Annotated in this window: 16 protein-coding genes; 10 read left to right on the top strand and 6 right to left on the bottom strand. The window is 62.9% G+C overall.

Going from position 1 to position 18,895, the window contains the following annotated elements; all coding sequences use genetic code 11:
- Window positions 1-79: 79 nt before the first annotated feature.
- On the bottom strand, window positions 80-403 hold the full coding sequence (locus HH212_RS09905) for a hypothetical protein (RefSeq protein WP_170202328.1): 324 nt from the start codon (window positions 401-403) through the stop codon (window positions 80-82).
- 244 nt (window positions 404-647) lie between these two features.
- Here HH212_RS09905 and HH212_RS09900 point away from each other — a divergent pair, with 244 nt between their 5' ends.
- The 7 genes from HH212_RS09900 to HH212_RS09870 all read left to right on the top strand — a co-directional run bounded on the left by HH212_RS09900 (window position 648) and on the right by HH212_RS09870 (window position 10,522).
- On the top strand, window positions 648-2,561 hold the full coding sequence (locus tag HH212_RS09900) for a type VI secretion system Vgr family protein (protein WP_170202327.1): 1,914 nt from the start codon (window positions 648-650) through the stop codon (window positions 2,559-2,561).
- 11 nt (window positions 2,562-2,572) lie between these two features.
- Window positions 2,573-3,079 (top strand): DcrB-related protein, encoded by a 507-nt coding sequence (locus HH212_RS09895; RefSeq protein ID WP_170202326.1) that lies wholly within the window; start codon window positions 2,573-2,575, stop codon window positions 3,077-3,079.
- Window positions 3,080-3,096: 17 nt separating this feature from the next.
- The gene (locus HH212_RS09890) at window positions 3,097-7,359 is read left to right on the top strand and encodes an RHS repeat-associated core domain-containing protein (RefSeq protein ID WP_170202325.1); all 4,263 of its coding nucleotides are present in this window, start codon (window positions 3,097-3,099) and stop codon (window positions 7,357-7,359) included.
- A 13-nt stretch (window positions 7,360-7,372) separates the two neighbouring features.
- Entirely contained in the window at window positions 7,373-7,888 is a 516-nt protein-coding gene (locus HH212_RS09885) for a hypothetical protein (RefSeq protein WP_170202324.1), read from the top strand.
- A 547-nt stretch (window positions 7,889-8,435) separates the two neighbouring features.
- Window positions 8,436-9,245, top strand: a complete 810-nt coding sequence (locus tag HH212_RS09880; protein WP_170202323.1) for an IS5 family transposase — start codon at window positions 8,436-8,438, stop codon at window positions 9,243-9,245.
- Window positions 9,246-9,401: 156 nt separating this feature from the next.
- Entirely contained in the window at window positions 9,402-10,028 is a 627-nt protein-coding gene (locus tag HH212_RS09875; RefSeq protein ID WP_170202322.1) for an Imm43 family immunity protein, read from the top strand.
- Window positions 10,029-10,237: 209 nt separating this feature from the next.
- Window positions 10,238-10,522 carry a hypothetical protein gene (locus tag HH212_RS09870; protein ID WP_170202321.1) on the top strand — a complete coding sequence of 95 codons (285 nt, stop codon included), beginning with the start codon at window positions 10,238-10,240 and terminating at the stop codon, window positions 10,520-10,522.
- A 336-nt stretch (window positions 10,523-10,858) separates the two neighbouring features.
- On the opposite strand, the gene HH212_RS09865 is transcribed toward HH212_RS09870, so the two are convergent.
- The gene (locus HH212_RS09865) at window positions 10,859-11,539 is read right to left on the bottom strand and encodes a DJ-1/PfpI family protein (RefSeq protein WP_170202320.1); all 681 of its coding nucleotides are present in this window, start codon (window positions 11,537-11,539) and stop codon (window positions 10,859-10,861) included.
- A gap of 84 nt (window positions 11,540-11,623) precedes the next feature.
- Between HH212_RS09865 and HH212_RS09860 the strand changes: the two genes are divergently transcribed.
- Window positions 11,624-12,598, top strand: coding sequence for a GlxA family transcriptional regulator (locus HH212_RS09860; protein WP_170202319.1), 975 nt, complete (start codon window positions 11,624-11,626; stop codon window positions 12,596-12,598).
- Here the strand turns inward: HH212_RS09860 and HH212_RS09855 are convergent.
- From HH212_RS09855 to pyrC, 4 genes are read right to left on the bottom strand one after another with little or no spacing between them, the layout of a single operon-like run.
- Complete coding sequence (locus HH212_RS09855) at window positions 12,586-12,960, bottom strand: YggL 50S ribosome-binding family protein (RefSeq protein ID WP_170202318.1); 375 nt, start codon at window positions 12,958-12,960, stop codon at window positions 12,586-12,588. The genes HH212_RS09860 and HH212_RS09855 overlap by 13 nt on opposite strands.
- 31 nt (window positions 12,961-12,991) lie before the next feature.
- On the bottom strand, window positions 12,992-13,987 hold the full coding sequence (locus tag HH212_RS09850) for a Gfo/Idh/MocA family protein (RefSeq protein WP_170202317.1): 996 nt from the start codon (window positions 13,985-13,987) through the stop codon (window positions 12,992-12,994).
- On the bottom strand, window positions 13,984-14,865 hold the full coding sequence (locus HH212_RS09845; protein ID WP_170202316.1) for a DUF3025 domain-containing protein: 882 nt from the start codon (window positions 14,863-14,865) through the stop codon (window positions 13,984-13,986). Before HH212_RS09845 ends, HH212_RS09850 begins: the two co-directional genes overlap by 4 nt.
- Window positions 14,866-14,879: 14 nt before the next feature.
- Entirely contained in the window at window positions 14,880-15,929 is a 1,050-nt protein-coding gene (pyrC, locus tag HH212_RS09840) for a dihydroorotase (RefSeq protein ID WP_170202315.1), read from the bottom strand.
- Between the two features lie 118 nt (window positions 15,930-16,047).
- Between pyrC and HH212_RS09835 the strand changes: the two genes are divergently transcribed.
- Window positions 16,048-16,785, top strand: coding sequence for a sulfite exporter TauE/SafE family protein (locus tag HH212_RS09835; protein ID WP_170202314.1), 738 nt, complete (start codon window positions 16,048-16,050; stop codon window positions 16,783-16,785).
- 135 nt (window positions 16,786-16,920) lie between these two features.
- Complete coding sequence (locus HH212_RS09830) at window positions 16,921-18,858, top strand: rhamnogalacturonan lyase B N-terminal domain-containing protein (protein WP_170202313.1); 1,938 nt, start codon at window positions 16,921-16,923, stop codon at window positions 18,856-18,858.
- The last annotated feature ends 37 nt before the right edge of the window (window positions 18,859-18,895 follow it).

Genomic DNA, 18,895 nt, shown 5'->3' with positions numbered 1-18,895 from the left:
GGCGGCGCGTGTGCCGGGCTAAGGGTTCCTGCTCAACGCGCTGGCCCGCCTTCCTGTTGACCGGTTTCTCTTGCTTTTATTACTTGGCATCCGGGGTGACGGCGGCGACCGTGGTTTCCTTGGTCTTGACGGTCACGGCCTTGGCCTTGTGCGCGGTCTTGGCGGCAACATGCTTGGCGCCAGCCTGCGCCGCTTTCGCGTCCGCCTTGGCGGTTTCCTTGGCGGCATGCGCCTCGGCCTTGGCTTCGGTCGCGGCTGCCTTGGCATCCGCCTTCACCGCGGCCGGCGCGGTGGCGGTCGTGGCGGTGCTGGTCGTCGTGGTCGTGGTCGTGGCGGCGGGCGTCTGTGCGAATGCGGCGCCGGCGAACAGGGTGGCGATCAGGGCAGCGGTAGCGTTTTTCATGATGGAGCATCCTCGGGTAATTTTGGGTTCGGTGCACGATAGCGTGTCACTCCCTTCCATAACGGCGACCTGGACCGGGCTGTTGACCGTCATTACAAACGCTTACACGCGTGGCAATTTCTTACAAGTATCACGATCGGTGCGCATCGTGCATCAACCCGTTAGCACTACTTTAAGATCAATATCATATTTACAAATGGGTATAATTTGAGCGTGCCCAGCAGTCACTTTGTCAGGAGATCGTATGCGCGATGTGATCGAAAGCTTCCTGGATGCCGCCACCGGGCGCCAGCACAACCGCATCCTGCGCTTGTCGTTTCCCAACGGCGATGGCCCGAACGCGATGCTGCTGGTGAACACGCTCGACGCCTTCGAAGGCTTGTCGCGTCCCTTTGCCTACACGCTGGAACTGCTGTCCGACGACGCCCTCATCCATTTGAAGGATTTGCAGGGCAAGATGCTGTGCGTGGAACTGGTGCGCCGCGACGGCAGCGTGCGCTACTTCACCGGCCGCGTATTCCGCTTCGGCCTGAAAAAGGTCGACGGCGGCCTGGCGTATTACGAGGCGCGCCTCGGTCCCTGGCTAAACTATCTTGACCTGCGCAAAGACAACTACCTGTTCCACGACGCGACGCTGTACGACCAGACCCGCGCCATCTTCCAGGACTATGGCGGCTTGCCCGACTGGGACTGGCGCGTGCGCGGCGCCGCCGTACCGATGACCGACGCCTGCCAGTTCGACGAAAGCGACGGCAACTACCTGGCGCGGCGCTGGGCCGCCGCCGGTTTGCTGTACTGGTTCGAGCACGACGCCAAGGGCCATAAACTGATCGTGTCCGACGATTCCACCGCCGTGTTCCCGATCGACGGCGACCTGGAAGTGCCGTACCAGCGCCACGGCGGCGCCATCGAGGAAGACGGCATCGGCGACTGGTCGCCGGTGCGCAACCTGGTGCACGGCAGCGTCGCCCTGAGCAGCTACGACTTCAAGAGCCCGCGCCCGGCCCTGTCGACGATGCCGACCCTGAACCGGCAAGGCGACGTGCCGGCCATCGAATCCTACGAATACACCGGCGCCTTCGGTTTCAAGGACCACGAGGGCGGCCGCAAGCTGGGCCACCTGCGCATGGAGGAAATCGAAGCGCGCGCCAAATTGTTCGAAGGCGGCGGCAACAACCGCCAGCTGATGCCGGGCCGCTGGTTCCGCCTGACCGGCCACTTCGACGAGGACGGCGGCGACCAGGCCAGCGAATTCGTGGTGGTCGAGTGCACCCACCACGCCACCAACAACTACCAGGTCGGCCAGGAACGGCAGGGTGCGCCGCGCTACGCCAACCGCGTCGGTTGCCTGCGCCGGCGCATCCCCTGGCGCCCGGGCCGCGGTTTTCACTGCAATGAAACCAGGATCTACGGCATCCAGACCGCCACCGTGGTCGGTCCGGCCGGCGAGGAAATCCACACCGACGAGTATGGCCGCGTGCGCGTCCAGTTCCACTGGGACCGCGAAGGCAAGAACGACCAGCGCAGCTCGACCTGGCTGCGCGTGGCCACGCCCTGGGCCGGGTCCAATTTCGGCATGACCTCGATCCCGCGTATCGGCAGCGAAGTCATCGTCTCCTTCATGGGCGGCGAGCCGGACCGGCCGATCATCACCGGCATGATCCCCAACGCCAACACCATGCCGCCCTGGGAGCTACCGGCCAACAAGACCCAGAGCGGGATGCTGTCGCGCTCCACGCCGGGCGGCGGCTACGAGAACGCGAATGCGATCCGCTTCGAGGACAAGAAGGGGGCGGAGCAGTTGTGGATACAGGCGGAGCGCAATCTGGACACGGTGGTGGAGCACGACGAGACCAAGGCAGTCGGCAACGACCGCGATCTGCAGGTCGGCGGCAACCATACGCAGGGAATCGGCAAGGACGTCACGCACACGGTGGGCGGGTCGCATACCGAAACCGTCAAGCGCGACATGACCCTGAACGTCACCGAGGGCCGCCAGGACAGCACGATCAAGGGCGACGTCACCATCACGTCGCTCGCCGGCGAAGTCACGGTCAGCTCCCCCACCAAGATCGTCCTGGTCGTCGGCGGCAGTTCGATCACCATGACGGCGAACGACATCACCATCGTCGCCGGCAAGATTTTCCTGAATCCTTGAACGGAACACCCATGAGCGACCAGTTTCCATCGACCCAGGCGGCGACGCCGGCACGCATCGGACTGCACGAGGGCAGCGTGTGCCTGCCGGCCGGTTTCGAAGACCGCACGACCAACCTGTTCGTGCCCATGGACCCGCAAAGCCAGCCCAACCTCAGCATCGCCCGCGACTGGTTCGCACCGGGGGAAACCCTGGCCACCTATGTCGACCGCCAGCTCGGCATCCTCAAGGCGCGCATGCCGGGTCACAAACTGCTCGGACGGCAGGACGAACGCCTGGGCCTGCACGACGTTTCCATTGCCGGCGAGCGTATCGAAGCCCAGTACAAGAACGGTGCGCAAGTGATTCGGCAGCGCCAGGCGGCATTCGACCTCGGCAACGGCCGTGTCCTCGTCTTTACCGCCGCCACGCCACGCGCGTTCGACGAACAATTCGACGCGCTGTGGCGCGACTGGCTCGCCAGTTTTCGGCCGGCAGCATCCCCGGCGGACGGCGCCGATCAACCGCACGTGGGCTGACAGGAGGCCATTCCACCATGTTCGAGGCCGCCCGCCTGACCGACCCGATTGCGCATACCGGCGCACTCGGCGGCTTCCTGATCGGCGCCCTCGTCGGCGTCGCCCTGATCGCCACCGTCGCCTTCGCCACCTTCACCTGCGGTTTCGGCGTCGCCCTGCTGGCCGGCCTGCTGGCCGGCGTCGGCGCGAGCGCCATCCTCGGACTGGGAGAAGCGATAGGGCGAATGTTTTCATCGCCATCGGGCCAGATCAGCAGCGCCTCGCCCAACGTCTTCGTCAACAGCCGCGGCGCCGCCTACGCCACCGTCAGCACGACGGTGTGCAACAAGCACAATCCCCTGCCGTTGGTGGCCGAAGGGTCCGGCTCGGTGTTCATCAACGGCTTGCCGGCGGCGCGCAGGCAGGATGCGATCACCTGCGGCGCGAAAATCGACGGCGGTTCCAGCAACGTCTTCATCGGCGGCGGACGGGTGACGTATCTGCCGGTCGACGACGAAGTGCCGGGATGGCTGCGCACCAGCGTCGATTGGGCCTTCGCGCTGGCCGGCCTGGTGGGCGGCCTGGCGGGACTGGTCAAGGCCGCCGGCGGCTTGTCGCGCGCACTGGTTCCTTGCGCCGCCAAGTTCATCGGCGGGTTCATGATCGGCGAAGCGGTAGGACGCTATGTGGCGGCACCGGTGGTCAGCCGCGTGATGGGTGGCCTGTTCGGCAGGCCGGTGGACGTGGCGACCGGACGCAAGCTGCTGCTGGCGCAGGACGAAACCGACTTCGTGGTGCCTGGAGCGCTGCCGATCGTCCTGTCGCGCTTCTACGCCAGCGACATCGCCGCCGAGGGCGGCCTGGGCGCCGGCTGGGTGCTGCCCTGGGAGCAGCGCCTGCAGCAGCGCGACGGCCAGCTCTGGCTGACCGATGCGCAGGGCCGCGAGACCGGTTTCCCGCTCGTCCCGCCGGGCCATACGCTGTACAGCGAGGCCGAGCAGCGCTATCTCGCCTGTACCCATGACGGCCGCTACATCATGTACGACTTGAACGAGTTGTATTACGACTTCGGCCACTTCGATGCGGCGGCCGGGGCGGTCGGACGATTGCAGCGCATCGAGGACCGCAGCGGGCAATGGCAAGCCTACGATCGCGATGGACATGGACGCGTGCGCGCCATCCACGCCAGCGGCGGCCAGCGCCTGCGCCTGCACTACAGCGACACCCAGCCGCAGCGCCTGACCGGCATCGAACGCGAGGGCGACGCGGCCGGCATGTTGGTCGGCTATGCCTACGACACGCTCGGCCAGCTGGTCGCCGTGACCGATGCCAACGGCAACGTCAGCCGCCGCTTCACGTATGCCGATGGCGTCATGACCAGTCACACCAATGCGCTGGGATTGGTTTCGCACTACGAATGGATGGAAGTGGATGGCCGGCCGCGCGTTGCCGCATGCTGGTCGAGCGAAGGCGAACGCACCGAGTTCACCTATGACCCGGCGCAGCGCCAGACCTGGGCGCGCGATGAACTCGGCCGGGTGGCGCACTGGGTGTACGACGACCAGCTGCAGATCGTCGCATGTACCGATCTCGATGGCGGCGCCTACCGGCTGACCTACAACGCGGCCGGGCAACCGACGCAGATCGAACTTCCCGGCGAACGGCGCCTCGCATTCGACTACGACGATGCCGCCCGCATCGTCGGCGAGACCGATCCGCTCGGGCGACGCACCGAGACCGTCTATGACGGCAACAGCGTGCGAATCAAACAATTGACCCTGCCCGGCGGCGCGCGCTGGCGCGCTGACTACGACTATCTGGGACGCCTGCTGCAAACGATCGACCCGCTCGGCCGCGTCGAACGTTACGAGTATCCCGCCGGACTGAGCGACCGGCCGCAGGCACACATCGATGCGCGCGGTGGACGCCAATCCATGGCCTGGGACCGCCTGGGCAACCTGACCACCTACACCGATTGCTCGGACAAGACCACGCGTTACGATTACGACGCCGCCGGTCATCTGTCGACCGTGACGGATGCCTTGGGCCACAGCACCCGTATCGCGCGCCTGCCGACGGGCGAACCGGTCAAGGTCACGCTGCCGGACGGCAGCGTACGGACGTACCGCTACGATGCGGCCGGCCTCCTTGTCGATCAGGAAGATGGCGTGCTGCTGCGATGGCAATGGCTGAGGAATACCCGGGGCCAGGTCATCGAAGCCATCGACCCGGCCGAGCGGCGCCTGCGCTATCGCTACGATGCGCGCGGTAGGCTGACCGAACTGGCCACCGCTGCCGACACCCGCTACCTGTTCGACTACGATGCCGGCGACCGGCTGGTGTGGGAAATCCGTCCGGACGGCGTCGAGCGCCTGTTGCGCTACGACGCCGGCGGAGAACTCGCGGAACTCGAAAAGCTCGGCAGCGCCGTGTCCGATTCGCCCGAACGCCCGCGCCGCAGCACCCTCTTCCAACGGGACAAGATGGGGCGGCTGCTCGCGCAAACGACCGCCACCTCGATCGGCGCCTACATCTGGGACGACGCGGACAGGCTCGTGGCGGCCACACGGACACCGACGGACGCCGGCGCCGCACTCGGCGTCACGGCCAGCAGCATCGCGTTCGATTATGACGAAGCCGACCGGCTCGTCGCTGAGCACGGCGCCGAAGGATCGGTGGCCTATGACCTGGACGAACTCGACAACATCGTCTCGCTCGGCTTGCCGCATGGGCAACGGATCGACATGCTCGCCTACGGCTCCGGCCATGTGCACCAGATCCGCACCGCCGGCCTCGTCGTCAGTGATATCGAGCGCGACGACCTGCACCGCGAGATACTGCGAACGCAAGGCCGCCTGAGCCAGCGCAGCGGCTACGACGGACTCGGCCGCCGCAGTTGGCAGGCATCCGGCGCCGATCCGGATTCGCTGGCGCCGGGGCGAGGACAACTGTGGCGCAGCTATCGCTACAACCGGCAAGGCGAACTGGCCGAGCTGCACGACGGCCTGCGCGGACGTATCGACTACGACTACGATCCTGCCGGCCGCCTGCTGCGTCAAAACCATGCCGTCGATCGCGCCCAGGAGCGTTTTGCCTGGGATGCGGCCGGCAACCTGCTGGACAACACCGATGGCAAGAGCCGCGGCTTGGTCGAAGGCAATCGCCTGAAGGTATGGCAGGACATCCGCTTCGAGTACGACCCCTGGGGCAACGTTAGCCGCAAGCGCAAGGGCACGCATTCGAACCAGCGCTTCAGCTTCGACGCCGAAGACAGGCTGGTCGCGGTGACGACCGAGGATGCGCAGGGCGTGACCGAAACGCGCTTCGAATACGACCCGATCGGGCGGCGCATCGCCAGCAGCGAGCAACGGCGGAGGTTTTCAGGCGACGGACCGATGCAGCGCAAGCGCTTCGTCTGGCAGGGCTTGCGCATGGTGCAGGAAGTGCGTGAGAGCGGGGTCAGCAGTTATGTGTACAGTCCGGATGAGCGCTATACGCCGCTGGCACGGGTTGATGCGGTCATTGGCGGTGCGTTGGCGGCTACGGTCATCGAGAACGCACGTGCGGCGACGAGGGTCTATCACTTTCATACCGATCCGGTAGGCACGCCGCTGGAAGTCACCGATGAGTCGGGAGAATTGGCCTGGGCTGGAAAATATGCGGCGTGGGGCAAGGTCGAGCGTGGTGAAGATGCTGCATTGATGGGGCGTATCGAGCAGCCGCTGCGCTATCCGGGGCAGTATGCAGATAAGAGCACCGGGCTGCATTACAACACGTTCAGGTATTACGACCCGGATGTGGGAAGATATATAAGTCAAGATCCTGTTGGATTGACTGGCAGCGAAAATCTGTACTCATATCTTCCATCCCCATCCAATTGGTTTGATCCTTTAGGCTTAATGCCGTGGCCCGAGCCAAACAGGGTCGGTCATCATTTGATTCCTCAAAGTTTAGCTCGCTCTACGGGAAACGATGTCATTTCAGAACTTTTTGGAAGCAATAATAAAACTCCAACATTTTTCTTCGAAAATCCTTATGTAGAAGGAAGTCACGAAGCAGTGCACGCAGCTCAGAGACCTTTTGTTGGCCGCTTGTCTGGAAAATGGTCGGGTAAACCTGTTGAATTAGTACGTGCCTCTGGCAAAGGATTGAATTCACTTTCAAATATCCGAGGCGAACTTCGAATTCCAGCGACTGGGGAAGTTTTAGCTACTAATGTAACGCCTCGACAAGCATTTTCAGCATTACTACGTTGGGCAAATAAAGAAAAAAGGCGTAGAAATATAAGCGGATGCAACTAATTTGGAGATCAAAATGCAAGAAATAGAGGTAGTGGTGGATTTTAATGGAATAGTGATATTTGATCCAGAAAGATTAAAAGAATATTATGGAAATATTGACATTGGAACCAATCTCCTTAAGCGATTTACCACGACTAATGAAGGGGAAGAAGTTATAAAACAAGGCATAGTCACTCCCATTATTGGAATAAATGATAGTGCGTACAAGGTTTTTGTTCGCGAAGATCATGAGCAATCTGAAATACATCCAAACTCGATTATCCTATCCAACTCCTTTTTCCCACTTGGTATTACCAATAGAGCTGTAATTTCTGACTTATCAACCCTATACGAATGGTACCCTGATGAAAATTGGATAGAAATCCATATTCCAGTCGGTTTTTATTCGGTAAAAATCAATGGATTCCATCTTATTGAAAATGATGAAATCATTGACTTTGGTTTCGAATTCGTTTTCTCGAAAGAACACATTCTCCCGAAATTTTCTGGCTCACTTACACAAAATATGCAGGTTCTCGAATTAAAATAATTCGATTATTTATGTGTCGAGTTGCATTCGATCATAAACGCCTTTGACGGATGACGCCGACCGCTTTTGCGGTTGTTCTTTTAATACGAAAATGGGTGTTGCACTGCCGTTAGGACAATGTGAAATGTGCTGGTTGTACAGATTGAGATAGTTGAGCAATATGGCCTGCAGATCCGCCTTGGTATCGAAATGGATCCGCTGTAGAAGCTAGTTGATACGTCCATTGAAACGCTCGACCACAATGCGAGTTTGCGTATGGCGCGGTGGTGCTAGCCGATGCTCTGCAAGCAGCACTACGCAGGCGTGGTCAAAAGCATTCCTGCCGCCAGGCTTCTTGAACTAGAACCTATCTCAGTAGGCAGTGGGGAGCTAATGGCGATGCACGGCAACTAGGAACAAGGCGCGAGGACACCTCATGGCGAGCCATGCAAGGATGAGCAACTCAGCACCTGTTTGTCAGGCGTGCCAGTAGCGACTCGGGTCCACTCAGAGGCTGTTATGAGTAACCGGAATAGAAACTTTCCGGTAGATTCATTGTCAAACCGGCATGAACACGCGAAAACCCTACCCAAGCGACGTCAGTGACGAGGAATGGGCACTGATTTCCTCGTACCTCGAACTTCTTCCAGAAGCCTCTTGCCAGCGTCAGCATGCCTCGCGTGACGTGTTTAACGCGTTGCGCTACGTGGTGAAAAGCGGCATCCAATGGCGCATGCTGCCGCATGATTTCCCACCATGGGAAGCGGTGTATCAGCAGAGCCGGCGCTGGCTTTCTGCCGGCGTATTTGATCACCTGATGAGCGACTTGCGTGAATTGCTAAAGGAGGCGCAAGCTAAAAAGTCGGCCCCGACTGCTTGCATTCTCGACAGCAGGACATTGCAATCCACGCCGGAGTCCGGTGCGCGCGCCGGGTTCGATGCAGGTAAAAAGCGCAAGGGCAGCAAGGTCCATCTGGCGGTCGATACGTTGGGTTACCCGTTGGCGATGGAAGCAGGCCCGGCGAACGAACAAGACCGTGATCAAGTGGCTCCACTTCTGGAAAAAGTGCAGGACGAGACTGGCGGAACGGTCGAAGTGGCATACGCAGACCAAGGTTATACCGGTGAAAAACCGGCCCAAGCCGCCGAGGTTGAGGGTGTCGAACTCGTCATCGTCAAGCGTCATCCGGATCAGCACAGTTTCATCGTCCTTCCCAAGCGTTGGATCGTCGAGCGCAGCTTTGGCTGGATCGCCAGGTGCCGCCGACTATTGCGTGATTTCGAGCGCTTGATTGAAGTCCTCGTCGGAATGCATATGGTTGCGTTTGTCTGCCTAATGCTGCGTCAGGTAAGTCAACTGCTTTGGGGAACTTCATAACAGCCTTTTAGAAGTCCAACAGCTAAACCGGAGATTTGCGACGAATAGCATGAGTGAGACGCAGCTTCTTTTAGGAATAAAAAGAATTCAAGATTTAGCAAGAATAGGATTGGAAAACGGAAAATATTTGGTAGATTCAACTACAGGAAGACTGCTATGACTGAAAAAAATTTCTATGTATTAAAATATACAGACAAAAATGCTGGCTGCCCAACCTTTCTATCCGCAGAACTAACGCCCAGTGAAACTGAATGGGAACTTTTCGTTCCCAACCCATTCAATATTAATATAAAAAATAAATATATTTTAAAAATAATAGATCCAGATATAGAAAATATTGCTTTTGATATGGATAGTAGTGATCAAAAATACGTTTCAAAGCAATTTTTAAATGTATGCGACTCTCTTTCCATTTCTTATCGCGCAATTCCTTTAGAAATACTATTTACAGATGGAAGAAAAACGACTAAAGATTATTTTTTCTTTTTACCAGGAAAAAATATTGAATTACTAGATCGAAAAAAATCTTCTTTTAAAGAAGAAAAAGTACTCGGCAGCAATCAAACAGAAATGAATGGGGTTTTTCCTTCTTGCCCTATATATAGCAAGATAGAAAGATTTGTACCAGTACAGACATATACAGAAAATCTTTTCTTCTGTATAGAGATTTTTGAAATTGTTTGTACTGAAAGTTTTAGAAAAATTGCCTTACAAAAAAACTTAATTGGTATTGATTTTTTACCAATTGATGAAGACTACCAATATAATCCATGGAATGAGTAACAACAAAAATTTGATGCCAATAACAAAATGAGAAATGTTTTTTGAGCGCCACATTCATACCTGGATGATACGGTTGGTCTTATGACCGCTGTGCATCCATCTACAAGCTTGAGCGCCGCAGCTGGCAGGCCGCCGGCGCCGATCCGGATTCGCTGGCGCCGGGGCGAGGACAACTGTGGCGCAGCTATCGCTACAACCGCCAGAGGCAATTGGCCGAATTGCGCGATGGACTGCGCGGCCGCATCGACTACGACTATGACCCGGCCGGCCGCCTGCTGCGCCAGAACCATGCCGTCGACCGCGCCCAAGAACGCTTCGCCTGGGATGCGGCCGGCAACCTGCTCGACAACACCGACAGCAAGAGCCGCGGACTGGTCGAGGGCAATCGCCTCAAGGTATGGCAAGACATCCGCTTCGAATACGATGCCTGGGGCAACGTCAGTTGCAAGCGCAAGGGCATGCATTCGAACCAGCGTTTCAGCTTCGGTGCCTAGGACAGGCTGGTCGCGGTAACGACCGAGGATGCGCAAGGCGTAACCGAAACGCGCTTCGAATACGATCCGATCGGGCAGCGCATCGCCAGCAGCGAGCAGCGGCGGCGGTTTTCAGGCGACGGACCGGTGCAGCGCAAGCGCTTCTTCTATCAGGGCTTGCGTATGGTGCAGGAAACGCGCTCTGGACAGTCTTATCAAGCGTATCGAACACAATGCAAAAGGTTTGCCAGTCAAGATCAGCGACACGTCTTGTGAAGCAGATATAAAAACCTTGCACATGAACGAGATGCGCCTGGACAGCTCGGCCTCAAACGCATACAGGCATACATATCGATTTCATATGTATCCACAAGCTTCCATCTTTTGTTTTACCCGCCGCAAACGTTCCGCCTGCATCCCCCGCAACCGCTCCACCCGCTCCACCCCCGCCGCTTCCGGCGAACCGCAATCGAACGGCGGCTGCGGGTCATACTCGAACGCCAGCTGCAGCGTCTTGGCCACCTCCTCGCCACCCAGTTCCGCCGCCAGCGTCAGGCCGAAGTCGATCCCTGCCGTCACACCCCCGCCCGACATCCGGTTACGATCGCGCACGATGCGCTCCGCCACCGGAATCGCGCCGAAGCGCGGCAGGTACTGGCGCCACATCCAGTGGCACGCCGAACGATAACCGCGCAGCAGGCCGGCGGCGCCCAGCACCAGCGATCCGGTGCAGACCGAGGTCACATACCGTGCCTGCTCGCCCTGCCGGCGCAGGAAATCCAGCGTCTCGGTATCGTCCAGCAGGAATTCGATGCCGAAGCCGCCCGGCACGCACAGCACGTCCAGAGGCGGGCATGCAGCGAAATCGGTGGTCGGGTTGATGCTGAACCCGGCGTCGGTCGCCACCGGCTCGCGGTTCTTCCAGACCAGGTGCACCTGGGCGCCGGGCACGCGGCTCAGGACCTGGGCCGGGCCGGTCAGGTCGAGCTGGGTCACTTGGGGAAACAGCAGGAATCCGATATGGCAGGTGGCGGTCATGGTCAGCTCCGTTGGGTGGGGATACAGCCATTCTAGGAAGCGCCGCGCTTGGCAGCAATGTCATTATCTGGTCAAATCCTGCCAATGAAGACACCGAACCATGTGGCGATCCTCGCCTTCGACGGCGTGCAGGTGCTGGACGTGACCGGCCCGGCTGCCGTGTTCGCGGCCGCCAACGATGCCGCCGGCCAGCCTTGTTATCGCATCCATATCCTGTCCGCGCATGGCGGACTGGTCACCAGCAACAGCGGCGTGGCGCTGCAGACGCAGGCGCTGTCGAGTACGGCGCCGGCCGGCATCGACACGGTGCTGGTCGCCGGCGGCAGCGCGGACGGCTTGCAGGCGCTGGCATGCGACGACAAGGCGAGGGACTGGACAACGCAAGCCAGCGCCAGGGCGCGGCGCTACGGCTCCGTGTGCAGCGGCGCCCTGGTGCTGGCCGCCTGGGGCCTGGTGCGCGGCAAGCGCGTGGCCACGCACTGGGAAGCGACCGAACTGCTCGGCCGCCATGCGGACCTGCAAGTCGATGCGGATGCGCTGTACGTCGAGGATGGGCGCGTGTGGACTTCGGCCGGCGTCACCACCGGCATCGACATGTGCCTGGCGCTGGTGGCGCGCGACCTGGGCGACGGCGTCGCCAATGCGATCGCCCGGCGACTCGTGCTGTATGCGCGCCGGCCCGGCTACCAGTCGCAGTTCAGCCCGATGCTGACGGCACAGGCGCGCGCGGAGTCAGGGTTCTCGTCGCTGCTGGACTGGGTGCGCGAGCACCTGGCCGAGCCGCTCGACGTCGAGCGGCTGGCCGAACGCGCCGGGATGTCGCCGCGCCATTTTCACCGGCGCTTCACCGAGGCGTTCGGCGCCACGCCGGCGCGCTTCGTCGAGACGCTGCGGCTGGATGCGGCGCGCCAGTTGCTGGCGGCGCAGGTGCCGCTGAAGGAGATCGCGGCCCGGACCGGCTATGCGAATCCGGGCCAGTTTTCCAAGGCCTTCGTGCGGCGTTTCGGGATCAGTCCGGGACTGTTCCGCGAAACGCAGGGAGCGTCTCACACGGCGTGACCGTGCCAGGCATCCTTGAATTCCTGGGCGCGCGCGTCCACCACTTCCGGGCGGGCGCGCAGCCAGTGCACCACCGCTTCGCGGTCTTCCTCGCTCGGCGAGCCGCGCTCGATGCGCGCGATCACGCCTTCGGTCTCGCTGAACGGCTCGCGCCCGCCGAAGCCGCCGCCCAGCAGGTTGCGCTGCTCCAGGAAGCCGAAGAAGTCGTTGATGAAGTCGTGGTAAGGCTCGCCGCGCATCGGTGCGTTGAACACGAGTTCGATGTCGAAGCAGTGCTCCTTGAATTCGCCGACGCGCAGCTTCTTGCGCTGGCGCGGCTTCAGGCGGCGCAGGCGGCCGGTCGAACGGGGATCGCGTTTCATGGGGTTCTCCTTGTGGTTCATCGTTGATTCGTCAGGCAACGGCGTCGGCGGCATCGGCTGCATACTGCACGCCGACCTGGCGCCGGATGGCGTCCATCACGCCCATCAGCGCCAGCGTCTCGTCGTGCGGCATGCCCGGGCTTTCGACCAGGCCTTCTCGCCAGCAGCGCTGGGCCTCGATCACCTCGTGCACGTAGCCGTTGCCGAGATACGGCGTCTCCACCGTGCGCGCGCCGGCGGCCGTGGTCACGGTCACGTTGCGGGCGCGGTGGAACATGCCGTTCATGCGCACGTGGCCGAGTGCGCCGGACAGGGTCAGCTCGCCCGGCGTGCGCGCCCGCAGCGAGCAGGCGCAGGTGGACAGGCCGCCGCCGCGGTGCCTGAGCAGGAAAGTGGTCTGCTCGTCGACGCCGGTAGGGCCGATCGCGGCTTGCGCCAGCACCGATTCCACCGGTCCCAGCAGCGCCGCCGCGATCGACAGCGGGTAGATACCGATGTCCAGCAACGCGCCGCCGCCCAGCGCCGGGTCGAACAGGCGGTGCTCGGGGCCGGCGTCGGAAGTAAAACCGAAGTCGGCCGACAGCTGGCTCACGGCGCCGATTTCGCCGGAAGCGACGATGCGGCGCACTTCGGCCAGCGCCGGCATGAAGCGCGTCCACATCGCCTCCATCAGGAACAGCTTTTTATCGCGCGCCAGCGCCACCAGCGGCTCCGCCTCGCGCCGGTTGAGCGTGAACGGCTTTTCGCACAGCACGCCCTTGCCGGCTTCCAGCGCCAGGCGCACGTTGCCGGCGTGGGCCGGGTGCGGGGTGCCGACGTAGACCAGGTCGATGTCGCCGGCCGCCACCAGTGCTTCATAGCTGCCGTAGGCGGCGCCGCCGAATTCGTCGGTGAACGACCGTGCGCTGTCCAGGCTGCGCGAGCCGACGCCGGCCAGCACCGCATCCGGCACGTCCTTGAGGGCGTTGGCAAAATCCCGGGCGATCCGGCCGGTGCCGAGGATGCCCCATCGTACGCTTGCTGTCATGTGTTCTCCTGGTTGTATTTGTTGTGGCTGGAACCGGCCGGCTGCGGCTGGCGCCTGGGCCGGAACACCGATCGGTCGGCATAGAAGGCGGCGTCTTGATCGGGCCACCAGCCCGGTACGCCCAGTACCTGCAGCGGGGTGAAGGCGGCATTGCTCACGCCTTCGGCCGCCAGCGCCGTCGCCACGCTGCGGTCGATCCAGTCGCGCCGCTCGTCCCACGGCAGGGCGAACCAGCCGGCGTCGGCGAACAGCACGCGCGTGTGCGCGGTGATCGCCGGGCGCGGCGCCACCAGTTTCTCCATTAGCGCGTGGCCAAACAGCCAGGCCTGGGCGGCCGGGCCGAACAGGGCGCGCCGCATCAGCAACGCGTCCAGCCATTCGTGCGCGCGCAACGCGTCGACCAGCGCGCGCCCTTCCCCATCGTCGCGCACCACCAGCAGCGCGGCGTTCTCGTCGAAGATGGTGGCGGCGTCGCGCGCCGGCCCGCGCGATTTACCGACACCGGCGGCGGCGATCTGCGCCGCCTGCAGCGCGTTCAGTTCGCGCTTGATGCGCGGGAAGGTCTGCCACACCAGGCCGTTGAAGAAGTCGTGCAGGTTGTCGCGCGTCGGCACGCCGCCCGTGGCGCCGATGAATTCCTCGTAGGCCGTGTCCGGCGGCAGCGCCGCCTGCGGCACGAAGCGCAGCGGCTGGCCGCGGTGGTTCACCAGTCCCAGGCGCGCGGCATTGGCGTTGAAGGCGTCGATGAAGGGTCCGGTGCGCCCGCCGTCGCCGACGATGCGGCCGATCGGATGGCCGGCGCCGCTTGGCTCAAGGCTGTCGAAGGCGGGCCGCACCGTGTTGTACCACGGGCGGCGCCAGTCGATCTGCGCGAACACCGCTCGCGCCCCGCTTACCGCATCTTCCAGCCGACCTGCTCGCCGGCGTTCAGCGGCACCAGCTCGTGCTCGCCCATCGGCACGGTGGCCGGCAGGGTCCAGCTTTCGCGCTGCAGGGTGATCGTGCCCCCGTTGACCGGCAGGCCGTAGAAATTCGGGCCGTTCAGGCTGGCGAAGGCTTCCAATTTATCCAGCGCGCCGGCCTGGTCGAAGGCGGTGGCGTACAGCTCCATCGCGTGCAGCGCGGTGTAGCAGCCGGCGCAGCCGCACGACGCTTCCTTGGCGTGCACCGCGTGCGGCGCCGAATCGGTGCCGAGGAAGAAGCGTTCGTCGCCGCTGGTGGCGGCGGTGACCAGCGCCAGGCGGTGCTCCTCGCGCTTGAGCACCGGCAGGCAGTAGTAATGCGGCCGGATGCCGCCGCGGAAGATCTCGTTGCGGTTGTACAGCAGGTGGTGCGCGGTGATGGTGGCCGCGATCGGGCCTTCGGCTTCGGCCACGTACTGGGCGGCGTCGCGCGTGGTGATGTGCTCGAACACGATCTTGAGTTCCGGGAAGTCGCGGCGCAGCGGACGCATCACGCGCTCGATGAACACGGCTTCGCGGTCGAACAGGTCGATCTCGTTGTCGGTGACTTCGCCATGCACCAGCAGCGGCATGTCGGTTTCCTGCATGACTTCCAGCGTTTGATAGCACTTGCGCAGGTCGGTCACGCCGGCGGCCGAGTTGGTGGTGGCGCCGGCCGGGTACAGTTTTACGGCGTGGATGAAACCGCTGTCCTGGGCGCGGCGGATTTCGTCCGGGTCGGTATTGTCGGTCAGGTACAGCGTCATCAACGGTTCGAATGCCATCCCCGGCGGCAGCGCCGCCAGGATGCGCTCGCGGTAGGCGGCGGCCAGCGCGACCGTCGTGACCGGCAGCTTCAGGTTCGGCATGACGATGGCGCGCGCGAACTGGCGCACGCTGTGCGGCAGCACGCTGGCCAGCGCCGCGCCGTCGCGCAGGTGCAGGTGCCAGTCGTCGGGACGGATGAGGGTAATGCTGTCTGGGGATGCGATGGTGGACATGACGGCTCTCGGATTGCGGACCCCGACATTCTACCCGCAGCGGGCATGGGCGGCACGCGCCAGGCCGGGCGGCGCTACAATCGACGGCGGCCGCGCGTGCGGCGCGCGAAAGGATGGCATGGCATTCGACTTCGGCACGCTCGCCCCGCTGGCGGCCATCATCGTGTTCGCCTACACCGTGTTCGGCCTGACCGGCTTCGGCGCCGGCATCACCGCCATCCCGCTGCTGGCGCAGGCGATTTCGCTGCACATGGCGGTGCCGCTAATGCTGCTGTACGACCTGACCGCCAGCGTGCTGCTGGGCCTGCGCAACCGGCGGGCGATCGCGCGCCGCGAAGTACTGCGCATCCTGCCTTGCCTGGCGGCCGGGATGGGGCTCGGGGTGGTCACGCTGGTGCGCACGCCGGAACGTATCCTGCTGCTGGTGCTGGGTGCGTCGCTGCTGTGCTACGCGTCGTGGAGCCTGTTGCGGCGCGGCGCCCCGCGTCCGCTCGGCGCCGCCTGGGTGGTCCTGTTCGGCACCGCCGGCGGCTTCTTCACCGCCACCTTCGGCGTCGGCGGTCCGTTCTACACGATCTACCTGACGCGGCGTTTGCAGGACAAGCTGGTCCTGCGCGCCACCATCGGCGGCGTGCTGTTCATCAGCGCGCTGGGACGCCTGGCGCTGTTTTCCGGCGCCGGGCTGTACCGCCAGGACGCCCTGCTGCCGCTGGCAGGGCTGCTGCTACCGTTCGCGCTGCTCGGCCTGTACCTCGGCAACCGCCTGCACCAGCGCCTGCCGGCCGAGCGCGTGGTGCAGGCGATCTGGCTGGCGCTGATCGCCGGAGGCGCCAGCCTGGTGCTGCGCAATCTGTAACAAAGCGGCCACGCAAGCAGCGCCAAACAATCCCCAAGTTGATTATTTCATCCCGCCGCCGGCACGCCCCGCAGCATCGTGGGAACCTGCTGGACGATCGGCTGTGATCCATCGATAACAACCAACGGAGACAAGATGAAGACACCTCGGTACAAGGCCTTGGCGCACGGCTGCGCCCTGTTCGCGCTGTGCGCCGCTGCAAGCGTCGATGCCCAGGCGGCGTTCAGCATCACCACTACCACCGGCACTGTCGGCGGCGTGGCCAACCAGCCGACCTTCTACACCATCGACACCGACGCCGGCCTGGTGTTCACGATCCGCGCCTACGACAACGGCAGCAGCACCCAGTCCGCCGGCGACATTTCGAGCCTACGCTACAACGGCGTCGAATACGCCGACCAGGCGCGCGGGACGCAGCTCAACAGCGGCGCCGACTACCTGTACAGCGGCGTCTCGGCCGTGGGCGTGACGGCCGAAGCGGTGAATGCCAACGGCGTGCCGACGCCGGCATCGAGCGCCAACAACGGCGTGGTCGCCGCCAGCGACTACATCAAGGTCACCATCACCAGCGACGGCGGCGCCAGCGGCAAGCTGACCCATTACTACATGGCGAAAAGGGGCGATCCGAAGATCTACATGGGCACCTATTTCACCGGCGAGCCGAATACCCTGAATCTGGTGCGCTTCATCGCGCGCGTGCCGATCGGCGTGCTGCCTTCGGGCACCGCGGCCGGTACGCCGGGCGGCGCCTTCCCGAACGGCACCTGGCCCGACGACCTGCGCGGCACCAGCGGCGCGATCGAGTCGGGCGACGTGTTCGGCATCACCAGCGGCGCGCTGGCCGGCGAGACCCGCTCCAAGCACTATTCCAACATGCGCCTGAAGGACTGGAATTACATCGGCGGCACCGGTCCCGGCATCGGCATGTGGATCGTGCGCGACAATAACGAAGGCGGCTCGGGCGGACCGTTCTACCGCAGCCTGCTGAACCAGATCACCAGCACCAACAACGAAATCACCTACATCGTCAACTACGGCGAAGGCCAGACCGAAGGTTTCAGGTTGAACCGCCTGAACGGCTATACCATCGCCTTCACCAACGGCGCCGCGCCGGCGCCGGTCGACACCGCGTGGTTTGCGAAGATGAACCTGCTCGGCTACGTGGCGCCAAGCGGGCGCGGCGCCGTGTTCGTGCCGGCCATCTACGGCCGCAACGCGGCGTTCAATTACACGGTCGGCCTGGCCAACGCCACTGCGCAGTACTGGGGAGACGCCGCCGCCAACGACGGCAACGCCACCGTCGCCGGCGTCATCCCGGGCGACTACACGATGACGGTGTACAAGAACGAACTGGCGGTCGCCACCAGCCAGGTGACGGTCACGCCCGGCACCACCAACATCGTGCCGGCGCTGACCATCGGCGCCGACCCGCTCAACCCGGCCGACGACCCGCGCGGCAAGTGGCACCTGGCCAAGGGCGACCCGAGCCTGACCACGGCCCTGTTCCGCATCGGCGAATGGGATGGCACGCCAACCGAATTCCTCAACGGCGACAAGCTGACCAGGATGCATCCGCAGGACGTGCGCATGGCCGACTGGTGGGGCAGCGCCACCGCCGCCAACCCGTACGTGGTCGGCGATTCGAAGCCGGGGCTGCACATGCCGGCCTACCAGTGGAAAGGCCTCACGTCCGCCCCGCCAGGGCCGATCGTGGTCAATTTCACGCTCAAGCCGAGCCAGGTTTCCACGGCGTCCACATACCGCTTCCGCATCGGCGTCACCACCGCCCAGGCCGGCGGGCGGCCGCAGATCTCGGTAAACGGCTGGACCTCGGGCTACGTCGGCTCGCAGTCGGGCGACGTGTTCCCGCCCGCCCAGCCCTCGACCCGCACCATGACGGTCGGCACCTACCGCGCCCGCAACGTCGTCTACGACTACACGATCCCGGCCAGCGCCCTGGTGGCCGGCGCCAACACCCTCAAGATCAACGTGGTCAGCGGCTCGACCAGTACCTCGAAGTGGCTGACCCCGGCATATTCGTTCGACGCCATGGACCTGATCAAGACGCCTTGATCGTTCGCCAAGCATCCATATCGTTTATACGGATTAT

Source organism: Massilia forsythiae (assembly GCF_012849555.1).
Taxonomy (GTDB): domain Bacteria; phylum Pseudomonadota; class Gammaproteobacteria; order Burkholderiales; family Burkholderiaceae_D; genus Telluria; species Telluria forsythiae.
The sequence above is the reverse complement of the archived record's forward strand: the minus strand, read 5'-3'. Positions and strand labels throughout refer to the sequence as shown.